We start from the raw sequence: 14858 nt of genomic DNA, 5'->3' as shown, positions 1-14858 counted from the left end.
TCGCGGCGGTGCTGTCTCGGGCGCGAGCCTAGCCGTACGCGGTCCCGCGCGCGGGTAGGGCGGTGCCGGTTCCTCCGGGAGCACCGGTCGCGGTGAGGCGCCGCGTGGCGCCGCACCCGGGGACCTCACTCCGGCTCGTCGTACGGAGCGCCGGTCGCGCGGGATGCGCCGCGCGGCGCCGCTCCCGGCGACGTCACTCCAGCTCGTCGTACGGGAGCGCCGGTCCCGGGGAGGTGCCACCCGGCGCCGCACTCGGCGACGTCACTCCAGCTCGCCGTACGGGAGCGCCGGTCGCGCGGGATGCGCCGCGCGGCGCCGCACCCGGGGACGTCACTCCAGCTCGTCGTACGCGTCCAGGAAGTCGAGTCCGGAGCCGCCGCCGACCCGGGCCGCGAAGTCCTCGCGGCGGTGGCCGCCGGTGACCTGCACCCAGACGGTGACCTCGCCGGTCGCGCTGTCCCGTACGCCCCAGTCCTGGGCGAGCGCGCTGATGATGTTCAGCCCGCGGCCGCCGCGCGCCGTGACCGACGGCGTGGCCGGAACGGGACGGGTGGGACCGCCGCCGTCCGTCACCTCCACCAGCAGTCCGCCCGACCGGTCGATGCTCCAGGCCGCGCGGACGTCACCGTCGCCCATGTCCGCGCAACCCAGCGGTCTGCCGTGCCGACAGGCATTGCTCAGCAGTTCGGAAAGGATCAGTACCGCGTCGTCGACGACCGATTCGGCCATTCCGCTGCGGCTCAGCTGCTCCCGCATCCGGTGCCGCGCCTCACCCACGCCCGCAGGGCCATGGGGAACGGCCATGCTCGACGACGTGGGCACCTCCTGTGCCACCACCAACGCCACCCCCGAGACCTCCTTTGCCCCACGCCACGAGGTGAATGCCCCAATGGCCTGGACCGGAAACCGGCCAGTACGCCTCCGGTGACGCACTCGTGACGATCGCGTACGTCCCGAACGCGCCGGTGCACACCCCGCACACCCGTGACGAGCGGTGCAAAGGGGGGCTTCAGAGGCGGCCCAGTTGGGTCAGGACCTGCTTCGGCCGGTTCGTGATGATCGCGTCCACGCCGAGCCGCTCGCACAGCTCGACGTCCTCCGGCTCGTCCACGGTCCACACGTGGACCTGGTGGCCGGCCTTCTGGAGCCGCAGGATCACGGTGGGGTGGTGGCGCACGATCCGGATCGAGGGACCGGCGATCCGCGCGCCGGCCGGAAGCCGTCCGTCGCGCAGCCGCGGCGAGACGAACTGGGAGAGCGAGACCGTGGGCAGGGTCGGCGCGGCCTTCGCGATGCGGTGCAGCGAACGCGGCGAGAAGCTCATGACGCGCACGGGCGACTCCTCGGGCGCGGCGGGCGCGGCCAGACCGAACCGGTCGAGGAGCTGCAGCAGCTTCTCCTCCACCTGGCCGGCCCAGCGGGTGGGGTGCTTGGTCTCGATGGCCAGCTCTATGTGGCGGCCGGCGTCGGAGACCAGCTCCAGAAGGCGCTCCAGGGTGAGGACGGAGGTGGCCCCGGGGTCGCCCCAGTCGGGGCTCTCGCCGGCCTCGTCGCGTCCCTTCCAGGTGCCGAAGTCGAGCGCGGCGAGGTCCGCGAGCTCCAGGGCGGAGACGGCGCCCTTGCCGTTGGAGGTGCGGTTGACGCGGCGGTCGTGGACACAGACCAGGTGGCCGTCCGCAGTGAGCCGGACGTCGCACTCCAGGGCGTCGGCGCCGTCCTCGATGGCCTTCACGTAGGCGGCCAGGGTGTGTTCGGGGGCGTCCTCGGAGGCTCCGCGGTGGGCGACCACCTGGACGGAGGCTCGGCGGCTCGGCTGGTGTGGTGCGTGGGTCACCGCGTCATGGTACGGGTGTCCGTTATGGCCTCATATAAAGATAGGGGGTGCGGACACACAGCTCCGGCTTACAGTGGCCTGACGTGCTGTGGGAAAAGCTGACCGCAGCGACCGTGCAAACCGTGCGACGGTCGGACAGTGAGCGAGGAGAGAGCTGTGAGCACCGAGAACGAGGGCGCGGCGGTTCCGGCGGACCAGAGTGCCCCGTCCACGCCTCCCACGCCTCCGCCCGCCCCGCCCGCTCCCGCCACGCCGCCGTCCACGCCTCCGGCGCAGCCCGCGCAGGGCGCACACCCGTCCGCCGAGCCGGCGCCGCAGCCGGCGCCGCCGGTCGCCTCGGCCCAGGAGCCGGGGGCCGCCGAGCCGACCACGGCGCTCCAGAAGCCGGTCACCGAGCCGGTCACCGAGCCGGTCACGGCGGTCCAGGAACCCGTCACGGCGGTCCAGGAACCGGTGACCGCCGCGGCGCCGGCGCCCAACACCACCCCGGCCGCCGTATCTGCCCCCGCCCCCGCCCACGCCCCGGCGCCGGCCGCGGCTGCCGGCGGATGGCCGCCCGCTCCGCCCGCGACCCCGGCCTGGGGTGCGCCCGTCCCGCCCGCCCCGGAGGCCCCGCGCAAGCGCGCCGGCGGTCTGGTCGCGGCCGTCCTCGTCGCGGCCCTGGTCGCCGGCGGTGTCGGCGGCGGCATCGGCTACTGGGCGGCGTCCCAGCGCGACGGTGACTCCGGGAGCTCGACCACGGTCTCGGCGGGCGACGCGCCGTCCTCCTTCAAGCGCGACCCGGGCACGGTCGCGGCGGTCGCCGGCAAGGCGCTGCCGAGCGTGGTCACCATCCAGGCGAAGTCCGGCGGTTCGGACGGCGAAGGCGGTACGGGCACCGGCTTCGTCTACGACAAGGAAGGCCACATCGTCACCAACAACCACGTGGTGGCGTCGGCGGCGGACGGCGGCACGCTGTCCGCGACCTTCTCCAACGGCAAGACGTACGACGCGGAAGTCGTCGGCCGCGCGGAGGGCTACGACGTGGCCGTCCTGAAGCTGAAGAACGCGCCCGAGAACCTCGTGCCGCTGCCCCTGGGCGACTCCGACAAGGTCGCGGTCGGCGACTCGACCATCGCGATCGGCGCACCCTTCGGCCTGTCGAACACGGTCACCACCGGCATCATCAGCGCCAAGAACCGCCCGGTCGCGTCCGGCGACGGCTCCGGCGGCAAGAACTCGTACATGAGCGCCCTCCAGACGGACGCCTCGATCAACCCGGGCAACTCCGGCGGCCCGCTGCTCGACGCGAGCGGCGCCGTGATCGGCATCAACTCGGCGATCCAGTCGGCGGGCAGCGGCTTCGGCCAGTCCCAGGCGGGCTCGATCGGCCTCGGCTTCGCGATCCCGGTCAACCAGGCCAAGAACGTCGCCGAGCAGCTGATCAAGACGGGCAAGCCGGTCTACCCGGTGATCGGTGCGGTGGTGAACATGCAGGACCGCGGCGAGGGCGCGACCATCGCCGACCAGGGCACCGGTGGCACCCCCTCCATCACCCCGAACGGCCCCGCGGCCAAGGCCGGCCTGAAGCCGGGCGACGTGATCACCGCCTTCGACGACCGCCAGATCGACAGCGGCCCGACCCTGATCAGCGAGATCTGGACCCACCAGCCCGGCGACTCCATCAAGATCACCTACGAGCGCGACGGCAAGCCCGCCACCACCACGGTCACCCTCGGCGAACGCACCGGCGACAACTGACGACATCACGGCGACCGCGCCCTTTACGGCAGCCATACGTCGGGGCCCGGCGAGCCGGTAGGCTGTAGCCGCTCCACGCCAGGTGACGTGGGGTGAGGGTGGGTTGCCCGAGCGGCCTAAGGGAACGGTCTTGAAAACCGTCGTGGCGCAAGCCACCGTGGGTTCAAATCCCACACCCACCGCAGCAGGTCAGAGAACGTGCTGATCAGAAGGGGTGTCCCGACCAGGGGCACCCTTTCGTCGTAGGAGCTGTCTCACCCTGCACCGCCTGTGTGCCGCATTGGATCACTGCGTGTGGACCAGGCGTGGACCGGTGGCGGAACCTCGGCGACGGCCTCAGGCCGACCAGTTGGCGTCCGTAAGATCTACGCAGTGCCTTGTGGCCGGCATCGAACCGTGTTCAGGATGCGTAGGCGGTTCTGTAACCCACGAGAGTGCGTGGACTGCGTGACACGAAGCGAGGGTGCGGAAGATGAGCAAAATCGTTGAGCAGTATTGGTCCGGTGTAGCTCGTCGCCTCCAAGAGGAAGTGGACACATTCAATAAGCTGATTGGTCACGCTGGCGAACAGGGGAGGGAAAACGAACTCTCTCTGGTTCGACTTATGGAAAACCTTCTCCCTGCAAGCGTAGGGGTCGGTAGCGGGATGATTATTGACTCTTTCGGTGGAGTTTCGAAGCAGACAGATATCATCATCTACAGCTCTGCCAGCCAGCCCTCTATCCTCGCACAGACAACGCAAGCGATTTACCCAGTAGAGAACGTGCTCATGACTATCGAGGTGAAGACGACCCTCGATGAAGATGAGCTTGCTGACTGCGCAGCCAAGGCCGTTAAGCAGAGGGGTTTGCGTTCAGCAGCGGGGAGTGATGCGCCTCCGATGATGGTTCTTGCCTATAACGCCACATCGATGCTGTCGACAGTTGCCGAGCAGTTGCGGAAGGTTGAGGAACCTGGCCGGGCTGATGCCCTCTGCGTGGTGAACCCAGGAATTCTGGCCGGAGCGTCGCTCCCCGGAAGCCCTGGAGGGAATGGAAACTATGCAATCGGTCTGGCCGCGCTGCATTCTCTCGATGTTTCCGGAGGGAGAGAGTCGAAATCTTGGCAGCGGCCGGAGTCCAGTGAACGGGGAAGGGTTGCGCTTCGGGGAGGGATCCCGTATCCCGTTGGTCGCACCAGTATGAAGGCCGCAGATAGAATCATCGGAGAACCTGGCCGGGCTCTCCTGCTTTTCTGCTCGATCATTCTCGTTGAGTTGAGCAAGCGTGCCGGCTTGCCTGAACCGACGCTCCATCACTACTTGCAGGGTCCGGCATTGGAGCTCTTCGACCTCTAGAGGAAGTCGGACATGCCCATAGCCTCTAGCATTTCAGTGGCACCCATCGATTCGAGCCCCAGGGTGATGCACGCGTCGCTCAGGCATCGGCGGTTGGGAAGTTCGAGTCGATCCTCTGTGACGACAACACATTCTCTTCCCGTCTCGCAAATCATCAGAGCGAGCGAGGCTACGATTACCTGTGTCTGTTCGCAATCGTCGTCGAAGTCGGCAAGATCCTCACAGGCCCCGAGCACTTCTTCCTGCCAGCCGTTGTCTACGCGGTAGTGCTTCCTGTGTGCCGATGCCGCCTTGATCCAGGTGTAGAGAAACTCGCCTTCGGTGAACTTCTTGCAGTCTTGCAGTACCTGATTCGGAAAAGTGAGGTTTCCGGCAGACATTTGATCGGTGAGTCGGTCAAAGAACGGGTAGATGCGCTCCTCGGATGAGCAGAGTGCCGGAAGAGTCATCAATGCATGCGCATCTATGACGTACAGAGGCGGCATTACACCTCTTCCGCTATGCGCTGCTGGAGACTCTTGAGTTGCTCACCATTGACATTTAGATACTTGCGGGCATCGATGTCGTGCAGCTTCCCCCGCTCGCGAGCAGCCAGAAGGAGCCTTGGGTAGGTGACTCCGTATTCGCGCATTCGGACAAGGTGGGTAGTCTGGGGCTCACCACCGAATCCAGGAGAATCCACCTCTGGCGAACCTGAAGATATGGCCCGATATAGCGACTGAGGGGCAAGCCCGAGGTGAATTAGCCGCAATGCGACGCATTGGAAGCTCGCTCCGTAGCGATTCGAGATCCGGCGTACGGAATCGAAGTCCTCGTTCTCAATGCGAGTGACTTTAAGGTACTTCGCGATGTATTCGCGTAGGTGCTTTTCCGGGATCAAGAATGCTGCTGCGAACCTATCGCACCATCGCTCCTCGGAATCCTCCGGCTTGTCACATACGGCTTGCTCGTGAGAGATCAGGTGCCCGAGTTCGTGGAGGATCGTGAAAGTGCGAGCGGCGGCTACCTGACTACTGTTGTATGCAATCAACGGCACCGTTTCGCTGCGCAAGGAAAAACCTCGACAGGCGTCGCTATTCAGTGACAGTTGAAGCACCATAATGCCTTGATCCTCTAGGGATCTCCGCACCATCTTGGTGATGGCAGGCTTACTCGACTTGACTTGGATGTCGACGTTCCAGTGAAGCCAATGCTGCGCACTCTTGGCGGTTGCCTCTGGTGTTCCCTGTCGTGCGGGCAAGGTGACAGGGTGATGCTCTTCAACCCTCTCGGCTGCCCAAACGGCAATTTTCTGTCGCCGCTCAGCGAGTCGAAGTTCTGCCCGTTCCTCTGACGTCAGGGTTCTGGTGCCGTGAGAACCGAAAGGCTTGCGAAACGCTGCCTGTAGTGGTTGCTGCGTAGGAACGTTGGGTGAGAAGAAGAGAGACGTTGGACGACGGAGACTCTTCGCGATTAGCCGTAGCTGCGTCAGACCAGGGGTCTCATCCCCAGTCATCCAGGAGTTGACCGTTGTGGGGTCTGCCCCAAGATCACCTGCGAGTTGCGTCCGGCTGATGCCAGCCTGCTTCATCGCCCAGACAAGCACGTCTGGGTTGATGGGTTGCTTCTTGGCTGCCATGTACTCAGCCTAGCCATTGGCTGTCTGAGGGTCATCAGTTATGCCGACCATCAGGGTGCTGGTGTGAGTAGTACGGCTGTACCACCCACACCAGCTGCACCTTTGCGGTTGCCGCGGCTCAGTCTGTCGAATCTACTTCTTGGGCCAACAGCGCCTGCTCGATCCGCTGGTTTGCGTGGTCCTGGTTGCGGTGGAGGCTCTTAGCGTAGAAGCGGAACAGCACGGCGATGCTGTGGCCGGCGCGGCGGGCGACCTCGGCCGGGGAGACGCCGGACTCCAGCCAGAGGGAGACGCAGGCGGCACGGAGTCCGTACGGGACCTCTGCGAGCGGCGTCTTGGCTTCCTGCTCGGTGAGGACGGCTTCCCGAGCAGCCTTCCAGATGTCGCCGTACTCCTTGCTGAGTAGGCCGCCGCTGCGGACGGCTCGGAAGATCCGTCTGTCCTCGGCCGTACCAAACTCCTTGATGTGGTCACGGATCAGGCGGACGAGGACCGGGGGAATGGGCACCTCGCGGGTCGCGCGCCGGGCGCGCTTCTTGAGGCCGCGGGAGTCGTACGACTCGCCCGAATCGGTCCAGCCGGAGCCGACACGCGCCGAGCTGGACGACAGGACGACTTGGCCCCAGCCCTCCTCGGGCAGGGTGAAGTCGGACTCCTGGAGCGTCACGGCCTCGCCGGGGCGGGTTGCCGCGTAGTAGATGCACCCGAAGAACGCCTTGAGATGCTGTCCACGATCACCTTGTGCTCCTACGGCATCGATCAGCTTCCTGGCGAGAGCCGGGCCAGGCACGTATCGGAAATCGATCTCGTCGTCCGTCTCGGGCGGAGTCCAGTCCACCTTGGCCAGGGGCAGCGACGGCAGGCGTTCCAACTCGACGGCATAGCGGAGGCAGTTACTGAACACAGGCACCTTGCGGTTCACCGTGTTGTCCGCCGCAGCGGTGCCGTCCATCTTGCGGGCCAGCGCATCCAGGGCGGACCGGACGACGGCCGGTGTGTTCAAGGCCGAGATGTCCACGGACTTGCGTCCGATCCAGTCGAGGGCCGCCACGATGGGTTCCGGCGCTTCCTCGGCGTCGACTCGGGCCACGAGCTCGCCGTCCTGGTCGAGGACGAGGCGGAAGGCCCAGGAGTAGAGCGCGGCGCGCAGGACCCGGGGGGCGGGTGCCCCGCGGTTGTCCTTGACCAGGCGCGGGGTGACAGTGGCCAAGGCGTCCGCGATGCTCGCACGGTGCTTGGCCGAGGCGTTCGGCCACTTCATCACCACGTACTCCCGCGCGTGGGCGAACCACGTCGGGGACTGGGCCGCCAGCACTTCCGAGGCCGGCAGGCCGGTCTCGGTGTCGAACTGCTCGCGGTTGCGCAGCGCGGTGAGCAGTTCGGAGCGTCGGCCATCCGCCTGGGCCTTGAGCTTGTAGCTCTTGGAGAACGGCTGAGCACCGACCCGCCAGCGGAGCTGGTAGGCGGCAGCGCGGTCGGGGCGCTTGCGGATGCTCCAGATCTTCACGTCGTACGTCAGCACGCGGGCACCTCGCAGCCCTTGAACCAGGCGTCGAGGTCGGCCCGGCGGATGCGGAGCTGACCGTTGGGGAGCTTGAGGCAGCGGGGCGCGCTTCCACGTGCGCGGAGCCGGTAGAAGGCTGCCCGGGACATGCGCAGCTCTGCCAGGGCCTCCCCCAGGGTCAGCATGCGGGTGGTCGGTGCGGCGGTCACTGCCAGACCTCCCCTTCGGTCTTGGCCCGTTCCTTGTCGTCGCGGGCCTGGTCGATGTCGTGGCGGGTCTGGTTGGCGAGGAGTTCTTCGCCGGGGCGGTAGCCGGAGGCGAGGTAGGCCCAGGAGGACTCGGTGACGAGCACGGTGTCCGGGGCGGGTACGGGGTGGCCGGCGCGGACGCGGGCGGCGTCGGCCTGGGCGAGCCGCCAGGCGCGGCGGACGTCGCGCAGGGCGCCGAGGGTGGTGGAGTAGGCGCGGGACTTGGTGGAGAAGTGGCCGCGGAAGCCGAGCATGTGGGCCCACTTGCAGAGCTTGAGGTCCGCGAATTCGGGCAGGCCGCCCAGGTCCCAGGCAGTGCGGATCATCTGCCGGACGTGCCGGTGCACGGGCAGGTCCCGGAGGGGTTCGGCCTGTCGGGTGCCATCGCAGTCGGGGCAGAGGTCCTTCACCCGTCCGCCAATCGTGCCTCGGCCGGAGCAGGTCCGGCAGATCAGGCTCCGGTCCACGGTGCCGGAGTCCTCGGCGCTCTTGGTGGCGTACTTGGCGACGTATCCGGCCACGGCGGCGTCGGTGAGTTCGCCGTCGCCCAGGGCGGTGATCTCGTCGGCCCTGAACTTCTTGCCCCACTTGATCTCCTGGTCGCCGATGGTGTCGGAGGCCACGGTGAGGGTGGTGTTCTTGACGGCGGTGGCGATGGCGGTGCGCAGGTCGTCCACGCCTGCCCAGGCCGGCGGGGCGCTGTTGTGGCCGTCGGGGCCGTCGAAGCGGACGACGGCGTGGAAGTGGACCAGGCCGCGCTGCTGGTACTCGGCGACCTTGGCGAAGGAGACGCGCAGGAGCTGCTTCATGTCCTTCTGGGTGATGAGGAAGTGGGCGGCCAGGGCGCGGCGGAGGTTGAGAGTGAAGCGTGCCCAGAGGGCTCCGGCGTGGGCGTTCCACAGCACGGCGCCGGTGTAGTCGTACGTCTTCGGGTCCAGCGGGGTACCGAGTTCGGGGGCTCCCTCAGGGTGGTGGGTACCGCAGCGGCAGGCGCGGGGCTTGCCGTTCTTGTCGGTGGTCCGGTTGTGGACGGGGCCAAAGGAGGGGGCGGTGAGAGTGAGGAACACCCTGGGGTGCGTGCGGACGGTTTCGGGAACGTTCTTGCCGCCGCAGAGTCCGGCGCGGACGAGGTGGTAGGTGTCGGCGGCGTAGGTGCGGGAGCAGGCGGGGCAGCGGGAGGCGCGGCGGTTGCCGCAGGGGGTCAGGAGCCGTCCGGTCGGTTCGTCGCTGGTGGAGTAAGAGCGGATCGTTTCGCCGGTGGTGTGGTCGCGGGTGGTGGTGTGGCCGACGAGGTTGATCGGTCGGGCGCAGCCGCGCAGGCGGGTGATCTGCTCGCGGGTGCGGTCGAAGTCGCCCAGGTTGGCCAGTTCGATCAGGTCCCGGACAGCGGGGCTGATCACGTGCCGCAGGTCGAGGTCGCGGGGCATCGGCAGGAGGATCCTTTCCGCTGGTGGAAGGGCCCTCGGGCAGCACCGGGCGAGGGGCGGTGGTGCTGCCCGAGGGCATGACGGGTCAGGCCCAGGGGGCCAGGGGTGGGGAAGGTGCCGGGAGGCCGGCGGAGGGTCAGGCCGACAGGGCCGCGTGCGCGGCGGTGGCGAGTGGCAGGGCGATGCCGAGCCGAGTGCGGAGCTGGACCGCGGTGATGGGTTCGCCGTGTGCGGCCAGGTGGGATGCGGCGATGGTGCGGGCCGCGTTCATCAGCGGCTCCGGCACCGCAGGGGACGCCTGCGCCGGTGCGGGTTTCACCATGGGGGCCGGTGCGGCAGTAGCGACCGGGGCCGGGTCGGCGAGGGGGGCCGGGGGTTCGGCGACGGGTTCCATCACGGCCGGGGCCGGCTGGATGTCCGGCTCAGGTGTCGGTGCCGTGACCGTTTCGGGCACCGGGGCCGGCGCGGGACTCGGGGCGGCGGGGGTGATGGAGTGGAAGTGCCGCAGCAGAGTGGGGCCCACCGCGCCCCAGCCGAGCAGGAGGAGCGGGGCCACGCTGTCGAGGGCGGCCCGTCCGTAGTGTCCGGCCAGAATCGGGTGCGCGGTGTTGAGGGCGAGGGTCAGTAGGCCGGACAGGTGCATGAGGCGAGTTGCCGAGCGCAGGTCGCCGGCCGGGACTCCGCGCAGGGACAGGGAGCGCAGTGCGACCAGGAGCCCGACCACCGACAGGTCCACCATGGGCGCGATCAGCGGAGCGATGGGGGCCGGGACTCCGAGGCGCAGGGCCAGGGCCCACACGTTCCCGAAGGAGAACACGAACGCCAGGGCGGCGATCAAGATCATCACCACGGTGATGGTGCGCTGCGTCGTCCGGTCTTCCGTCAACGTAATTCACCTCCTTTCCTGAGGGAGTTGGGTGCGGCTGTGAGCTTGGAGTTCAGGCCGCGGCGGGGGCGTCGTCCTCCAGAGGCTCGTCCTTGCGCAGGCTGGGCGGGGTCAGGTTGGCCAGCAGTACGGTCGGGTCCTGGGTGAGGTGGGCGGTGAGCTTGGCGACGGCGGCGGCGTGGGCGGGGTCGAGGTAGGGGGTGCGGACGCGGACGAAGCCGGGGCGTCCTTCGGCGGCCATGGATGCGACACCCACGTACTGGGATCCCTGGAGGTTGATCGGGTCCATGTCCGGCCAGTTGCGGATGTCGTCCCCGAGCGCGGCGACGGACGCTTCGGTGGTGCGCTGGTAGAAGGACAGGGCGGCGCTGCACACGTCCCGGATCGAGGTGGGAATGGCGTCGCCGGTCGCCTTCTGGGTGGCCGGCACCGTGTAGATCCCGACCGACCGGCCGCCCTTGACGAGCAGACCCGTCAGGCGGATGTTCTCCGCCGCGAGGGCGGCCAGTGCGCGGGTCTCCTTGTCGCTGCCCTTGTGGTCGTGGAAGAAGGTGTGCGACTCGTCGATGACGGCGAACACCAGTGGCCACTGTTCGCTGGGGCCGACGTTCCACATGTTCGACGTGCCCAGCACCGTCCGGGCCATCGTGGCGCGGTCGTGCAGCAGCTTGACCAGCCGCCGCAACAGCGCGTTGGCCTCCCGCAGGTCATGACCGGCGTGCGCGAACACACGGGGCAGCACGTCCGCGTAGTCACCGTGGGCGGCGTCGGACACCTTGCCGTCGATCACCGCGAACTGCACGGCCGGGGACGGCCCGAAATAGGAGACCAGCGCGGTGAGCAGGTTGGACTTGCCGCCGCCGACACCACCGGCGACCACCGCCCCCGACTTGTTCTTGAGCTCGACGTGGACCGGGGCACCGTACTCGTCCCGGCCGACCGGCCACACCGTCAGGTCAGCGGGCGGCTCCCCGGTCGGCACGTACTGGGTGTGGCCGGTCAGCGGGTCGCGACGGATCGCTCGCAGGGTTGCGAGGCCCGGCTTGCCCGCCTCGACGGCGACCCGGACGCAGCCCCAGGCATCGGCCAGGAACCGGGCCTTGTCCTGGAGTTCCTTGATCCCGACCTTCGGCAGCAGCTTGACGTGGACGATCACTCCGTACTGGTCCGGCTGCGTCTTGATCACCGGGACCAGTTCGCGCGGCTTGGGCTCCGGAGCGCCCTTGCTCGTGTTGAGGGAGGACAGCCAGGGCGGGGTGCGGTCGGTGACCGACAGGCCAGCCATCTTCGCCAGCCGTGCCCACGTCATCCGGATCTTCACGGCCTGCCGGATGCTCCGGCGCATCTCCTTGTCCGCCTGCACGTAGCGGACCGTCTTGACCATCGCCCACGCCGTCAGCAGCCCGACGCAGACCACCATCACCACCGGCAGCCACCCGATGATCTCTTCCGGGCTCACTTCGCCCCCTCCACGGCCAGCTTGCCGTCACGGATGTTGATGTCCTGTCCGGCCTCAAGCCGTGCCAGAAGTGCGGTGGCCAGTGCCCGCCGCTTGGATCCCAGTGGCAGCCCCGCCCCGTCGGACGCGGACCGCATCAGGTCCCACAGTGCGCGAGTGCGCTCGCTGATCTGTTCGGAGTACAGGAACCAGTGGAGCGTCAGCTCCAGGTGCTCCAGGTCCCACTCATCGCCGAGCTCGGGATACCCGTGTGCCCGCAGCACAGCGTGCACGTCCATCAGCAGCCGCTCGCTGAACCGGGGGTCCCCCTCCTCAGGGAGAAGGACCGGGTAACCGGGAACCTCCGGGGTACCGGCCTTCCGAGCGGGGCCGCTGTTGATCTCTTCCGGAGTCATCGTGCCCTCCCCTTCCGTTGCTCGTTCATGTCCTCGATGGACGCCTTGATGTCCGCGCAGATCCCGTAGCCGTAGACCGACATCCGAGCCTCATGAACCGCGCGGGAGACGTGCCCCTGGGCGATCCAGTCCAGTTCGATCCCGTGGGCGGTGAACACAGCCAGCACGTCAGCGGAGAGGGACGAAGCCCCCTTGCCGCCGCCGGGCGGAGTGATGGAACCCCGCCCGGCAGTGGCGCCCATTACGCGGCCTTCTTGACCGCAGCGGCCGGCTCGGTGGCCGTCTCGGCCGGAGCGGCCATGGCGGGGGCCTGGACCAGCTCAAGGCGCGTGACCCGGTAGGCGACGCCGTCGGAGAGGCTCCCGTTGAAGATGCGGGCCCACGGGGTGGCGATCAGGTCCACCGGGCGGACCATGACGCCCGGCAGCAGACCCGCCGGGACACCGGACTCCGGCACGGTGATCTTGAGGATCTCGGCGCGGCCCTCCGACATCTGCATCACAGTGACCGTGTGGAGGGCCTCCCCCGTGTCGCGGTCGGTCGCGATCTCTCCCGTCTCCGGGTTCTTGATCTTCGGGGTGTTGCCGGTGCCGGTGATATAGATGTCGGTCGGCTTGACGAGGACCGGGATACGAGCCATGTGCTCACTCCTGGGATTCGGGGCCCCTGGTGGGCCCGACGAGTAAGAAAGTACCTCGCCCAGCTAGCTAGGTCAACGCAATAAGGATGAGCCACTTAGCTATGTCCAGCTAGGTGGGTTGGCCAGACTCGGTAGAACACGGGATAGCTGGGCTAGGGGTCGCTACCCTGGGACCATGACGAAACGGCCCTCCAGCGACACGCGACCGCCCTACCGGCGGATGGCGGACGTGCTGCGCGACGAGATCGAGCGGGGTGTCCTAAAGCCCGGCCAGCAGCTCCCCTCTCACCGCGAACTGCAAGAGCGCTTCGAGGTCGCCAACATGACCGCCCGCAGCGCACTGCGCGTCCTGCGGGACGAGGGCCTGATCCACACCGTGCAGGGCCGGGGCAGTTTCGTCCTCTCCCCCCGAACCGATGAGGCCGGCGACGCCGAACACCCGAGCGAGCCCGCCAGCGGCTACACCCCGCCGGCCTGGTACACGACGCCGATCGGCCGCAAAGATGTGTGGGCCCGTCCCGAAAGCCCGCCCTCACTGCGCGACCTGTTCAGGCGCGAGTCGGATACCGGCGAGGCCGAGTCGACCACGCAGCCAGCGGAACTGCCGGCCACCGGCGAACCGGGAACGCTGACCCGCCCGGACGCCAGCCCGGAGTTCAACGCCCTGGCCCGCCAGGTGGAAACTCTCACGCAGCAGGTCGGCCAGCTTGAGCAGCTTTTCCGGCAGGTTCTTGAGGCAGTGCAGAAGCCGGACCCGTCATAACGCCCAGCACGCTCGCCACCTCTTCCGCCAACTGGGCCAAGCGCTCCGTTTGCTCGCCCAACCGAGCCAGATACCTGGCCAGTTCCTGCTGCTCCCGCTCGTTCATTTCCACCCGTTCGTCGTCGTGCCGTTGTTGCGTGTCGAGGCCGGCCAACCGCCGGAGGTTTGCCCAGCGGTGATCCGCCGGCGGATGAGGGCTTGCCCGTGCCGTGCCGCAAGCCGTCACCGCAGCCGTTGAGCCAGGTCTACCGGCCGGACCGGACAGGTGCGAGGGCCATGGCCCAACGCTCCCGCCGGGTGGGCAGAAACCTTCCTTCACGTCCCGCCGTACGGGCGTGGACCTCTTCTGTGCCCTCATGCCGCTTGTCCTCCCAGTCGTCCGGCTCGCACATCAAGGGTCTGGAGAATCGCCGGTTTGGCTAACCGGCGATCGTCGGCTATGTTTCGCCGCCCCGGTTTCAGGGATCGCCTATAGAGGTCGGTTTCCCGGGGTGTGTGTGACCCCGAGTGAATGTGACGCCGATCACCTCTCACCTCTTCCGCGGCTAGTGCCTCCGAACCCTCCACGGCGTGCGACAGCAGGCCATCGAAAGCCGACACCTTCGCCGCGACGAATCGCTCCCTGCACTGGGGACAGGTGCCGAAAAGCCCTACCGGTGTGACACCACCACGTTGTGACCTGCGCCATATTTCGCCAGGTGGGCCGTTGACTCTTCCGCAGGCCATAACGATGCAACGGTCAGCCTGTGGATATCTTTCGGCGATCCCGCGAACAGACCGGCATGAAGCGACCGATTACGAGGTGATCGGGGCGAAGCATGGCAAACAGCCCACTCCCTACCGGCCGAAGTCGCCGAAGGGGTGAGCTGTCCAAAGTTTCTTTACTGGATCAAGGCGGCCCGCTGGCGCGGGCCGCGGGGGGGGGGGGGGGGTAGAGGGCGGCGGGACCCGCGGCGCGAAATCACACCCCACGCACACCCGCAATTCCATATCTACACACACGCCAAA

15 protein-coding genes and 1 tRNA gene are annotated in these 14858 nt (G+C 67.8%); 4 read left to right on the top strand and 12 right to left on the bottom strand.

Annotated elements, in window-relative coordinates; translation table 11 throughout:
• Positions 1–330: 330 nt before the first annotated feature.
• Both ACFWJO_RS19630 and ACFWJO_RS19625 read right to left on the bottom strand, forming a co-directional pair.
• A complete protein-coding gene (locus tag ACFWJO_RS19630; protein ID WP_384407544.1) occupies positions 331–933 on the bottom strand; it encodes an ATP-binding protein in 603 nt (200 codons plus the stop codon).
• Between the two features lie 76 nt (positions 934–1009).
• The gene (locus ACFWJO_RS19625) at positions 1010–1834 is read right to left on the bottom strand and encodes a glycerophosphodiester phosphodiesterase (protein WP_386866735.1); all 825 of its coding nucleotides are present in this window, start codon (positions 1832–1834) and stop codon (positions 1010–1012) included.
• 156 nt (positions 1835–1990) lie between these two features.
• On the opposite strand from ACFWJO_RS19625, the gene ACFWJO_RS19620 reads away from it, so the two are divergent.
• The 3 genes from ACFWJO_RS19620 to ACFWJO_RS19610 all read left to right on the top strand — a co-directional run bounded on the left by ACFWJO_RS19620 (position 1991) and on the right by ACFWJO_RS19610 (position 4910).
• The gene (locus ACFWJO_RS19620) at positions 1991–3574 is read left to right on the top strand and encodes a S1C family serine protease (RefSeq protein WP_386866733.1); all 1584 of its coding nucleotides are present in this window, start codon (positions 1991–1993) and stop codon (positions 3572–3574) included.
• A gap of 97 nt (positions 3575–3671) precedes the next feature.
• A tRNA-Ser gene (locus ACFWJO_RS19615) sits at positions 3672–3756 on the top strand.
• A gap of 290 nt (positions 3757–4046) precedes the next feature.
• Positions 4047–4910, top strand: a complete 864-nt coding sequence (locus ACFWJO_RS19610) for a DUF6602 domain-containing protein (protein ID WP_386866731.1) — start codon at positions 4047–4049, stop codon at positions 4908–4910.
• Here the strand turns inward: ACFWJO_RS19610 and ACFWJO_RS19605 are convergent.
• The 10 genes from ACFWJO_RS19605 to ACFWJO_RS19560 form a co-directional block, all read right to left on the bottom strand.
• Positions 4907–5395 (bottom strand): DUF4411 family protein, encoded by a 489-nt coding sequence (locus ACFWJO_RS19605; RefSeq protein ID WP_386866729.1) that lies wholly within the window; start codon positions 5393–5395, stop codon positions 4907–4909. The genes ACFWJO_RS19610 and ACFWJO_RS19605 overlap by 4 nt on opposite strands.
• Positions 5395–6528, bottom strand: a complete 1134-nt coding sequence (locus ACFWJO_RS19600) for an ImmA/IrrE family metallo-endopeptidase (RefSeq protein ID WP_386866727.1) — start codon at positions 6526–6528, stop codon at positions 5395–5397. The genes ACFWJO_RS19605 and ACFWJO_RS19600 overlap by 1 nt, the downstream gene beginning before the upstream one ends.
• 118 nt (positions 6529–6646) lie before the next feature.
• The gene (locus ACFWJO_RS19595) at positions 6647–8050 is read right to left on the bottom strand and encodes a tyrosine-type recombinase/integrase (protein ID WP_386866725.1); all 1404 of its coding nucleotides are present in this window, start codon (positions 8048–8050) and stop codon (positions 6647–6649) included.
• Positions 8044–8217, bottom strand: coding sequence for an AlpA family transcriptional regulator (locus tag ACFWJO_RS19590; protein ID WP_075268430.1), 174 nt, complete (start codon positions 8215–8217; stop codon positions 8044–8046). Before ACFWJO_RS19590 ends, ACFWJO_RS19595 begins: the two co-directional genes overlap by 7 nt.
• 20 nt (positions 8218–8237) lie before the next feature.
• On the bottom strand, positions 8238–9707 hold the full coding sequence (locus ACFWJO_RS19585; RefSeq protein ID WP_386866723.1) for a replication initiator: 1470 nt from the start codon (positions 9705–9707) through the stop codon (positions 8238–8240).
• A 136-nt stretch (positions 9708–9843) separates the two neighbouring features.
• Positions 9844–10593, bottom strand: coding sequence for a DUF2637 domain-containing protein (locus ACFWJO_RS19580; protein ID WP_386866721.1), 750 nt, complete (start codon positions 10591–10593; stop codon positions 9844–9846).
• 52 nt (positions 10594–10645) lie between these two features.
• Entirely contained in the window at positions 10646–12052 is a 1407-nt protein-coding gene (locus tag ACFWJO_RS19575) for a cell division protein FtsK (protein ID WP_386866719.1), read from the bottom strand.
• The gene (locus ACFWJO_RS19570; RefSeq protein ID WP_386257453.1) at positions 12049–12447 is read right to left on the bottom strand and encodes a hypothetical protein; all 399 of its coding nucleotides are present in this window, start codon (positions 12445–12447) and stop codon (positions 12049–12051) included. The genes ACFWJO_RS19575 and ACFWJO_RS19570 overlap by 4 nt, the downstream gene beginning before the upstream one ends.
• Positions 12444–12689 (bottom strand): hypothetical protein, encoded by a 246-nt coding sequence (locus ACFWJO_RS19565; protein WP_386866717.1) that lies wholly within the window; start codon positions 12687–12689, stop codon positions 12444–12446. Before ACFWJO_RS19565 ends, ACFWJO_RS19570 begins: the two co-directional genes overlap by 4 nt.
• A complete protein-coding gene (locus ACFWJO_RS19560) occupies positions 12689–13087 on the bottom strand; it encodes a hypothetical protein (protein WP_386866715.1) in 399 nt (132 codons plus the stop codon). The genes ACFWJO_RS19565 and ACFWJO_RS19560 overlap by 1 nt, the downstream gene beginning before the upstream one ends.
• Before the next feature lie 175 nt (positions 13088–13262).
• On the opposite strand from ACFWJO_RS19560, the gene ACFWJO_RS19555 reads away from it, so the two are divergent.
• Positions 13263–13850, top strand: coding sequence for a GntR family transcriptional regulator (locus ACFWJO_RS19555; protein WP_386866713.1), 588 nt, complete (start codon positions 13263–13265; stop codon positions 13848–13850).
• Positions 13851–14858: the final 1008 nt, after the last annotated feature.

The sequence above is a fragment of the Streptomyces sp. NPDC127092 genome (assembly GCF_042722475.1).
GTDB lineage: Bacteria > Actinomycetota > Actinomycetes > Streptomycetales > Streptomycetaceae > Streptomyces.
Note: the sequence above shows the minus strand (reverse complement) of the source record. Positions and strands in the feature narration are given on the sequence as shown.

Excerpts from the sequence above, each read along its gene's own strand:
- ACFWJO_RS19600 (WP_386866727.1), bottom strand. The coding sequence starts at position 6,528 with ATGGCAGCCAAGAAGCAACCCATCAACCCAGACGTGCTTGTCTGGGCG.
- ACFWJO_RS19555 (WP_386866713.1), top strand. The coding sequence starts at position 13,263 with ATGACGAAACGGCCCTCCAGCGACACGCGACCGCCCTACCGGCGGATG.
- ACFWJO_RS19570 (WP_386257453.1), bottom strand. The coding sequence starts at position 12,447 with ATGACTCCGGAAGAGATCAACAGCGGCCCCGCTCGGAAGGCCGGTACC.
- ACFWJO_RS19590 (WP_075268430.1), bottom strand. The coding sequence starts at position 8,217 with ATGCTGACCCTGGGGGAGGCCCTGGCAGAGCTGCGCATGTCCCGGGCA.
- ACFWJO_RS19585 (WP_386866723.1), bottom strand. The coding sequence starts at position 9,707 with ATGCCCCGCGACCTCGACCTGCGGCACGTGATCAGCCCCGCTGTCCGG.
- ACFWJO_RS19565 (WP_386866717.1), bottom strand. The coding sequence starts at position 12,689 with ATGGGCGCCACTGCCGGGCGGGGTTCCATCACTCCGCCCGGCGGCGGC.
- ACFWJO_RS19610 (WP_386866731.1), top strand. The coding sequence starts at position 4,047 with ATGAGCAAAATCGTTGAGCAGTATTGGTCCGGTGTAGCTCGTCGCCTC.
- ACFWJO_RS19560 (WP_386866715.1), bottom strand. The coding sequence starts at position 13,087 with ATGGCTCGTATCCCGGTCCTCGTCAAGCCGACCGACATCTATATCACC.
- ACFWJO_RS19605 (WP_386866729.1), bottom strand. The coding sequence starts at position 5,395 with ATGCCGCCTCTGTACGTCATAGATGCGCATGCATTGATGACTCTTCCG.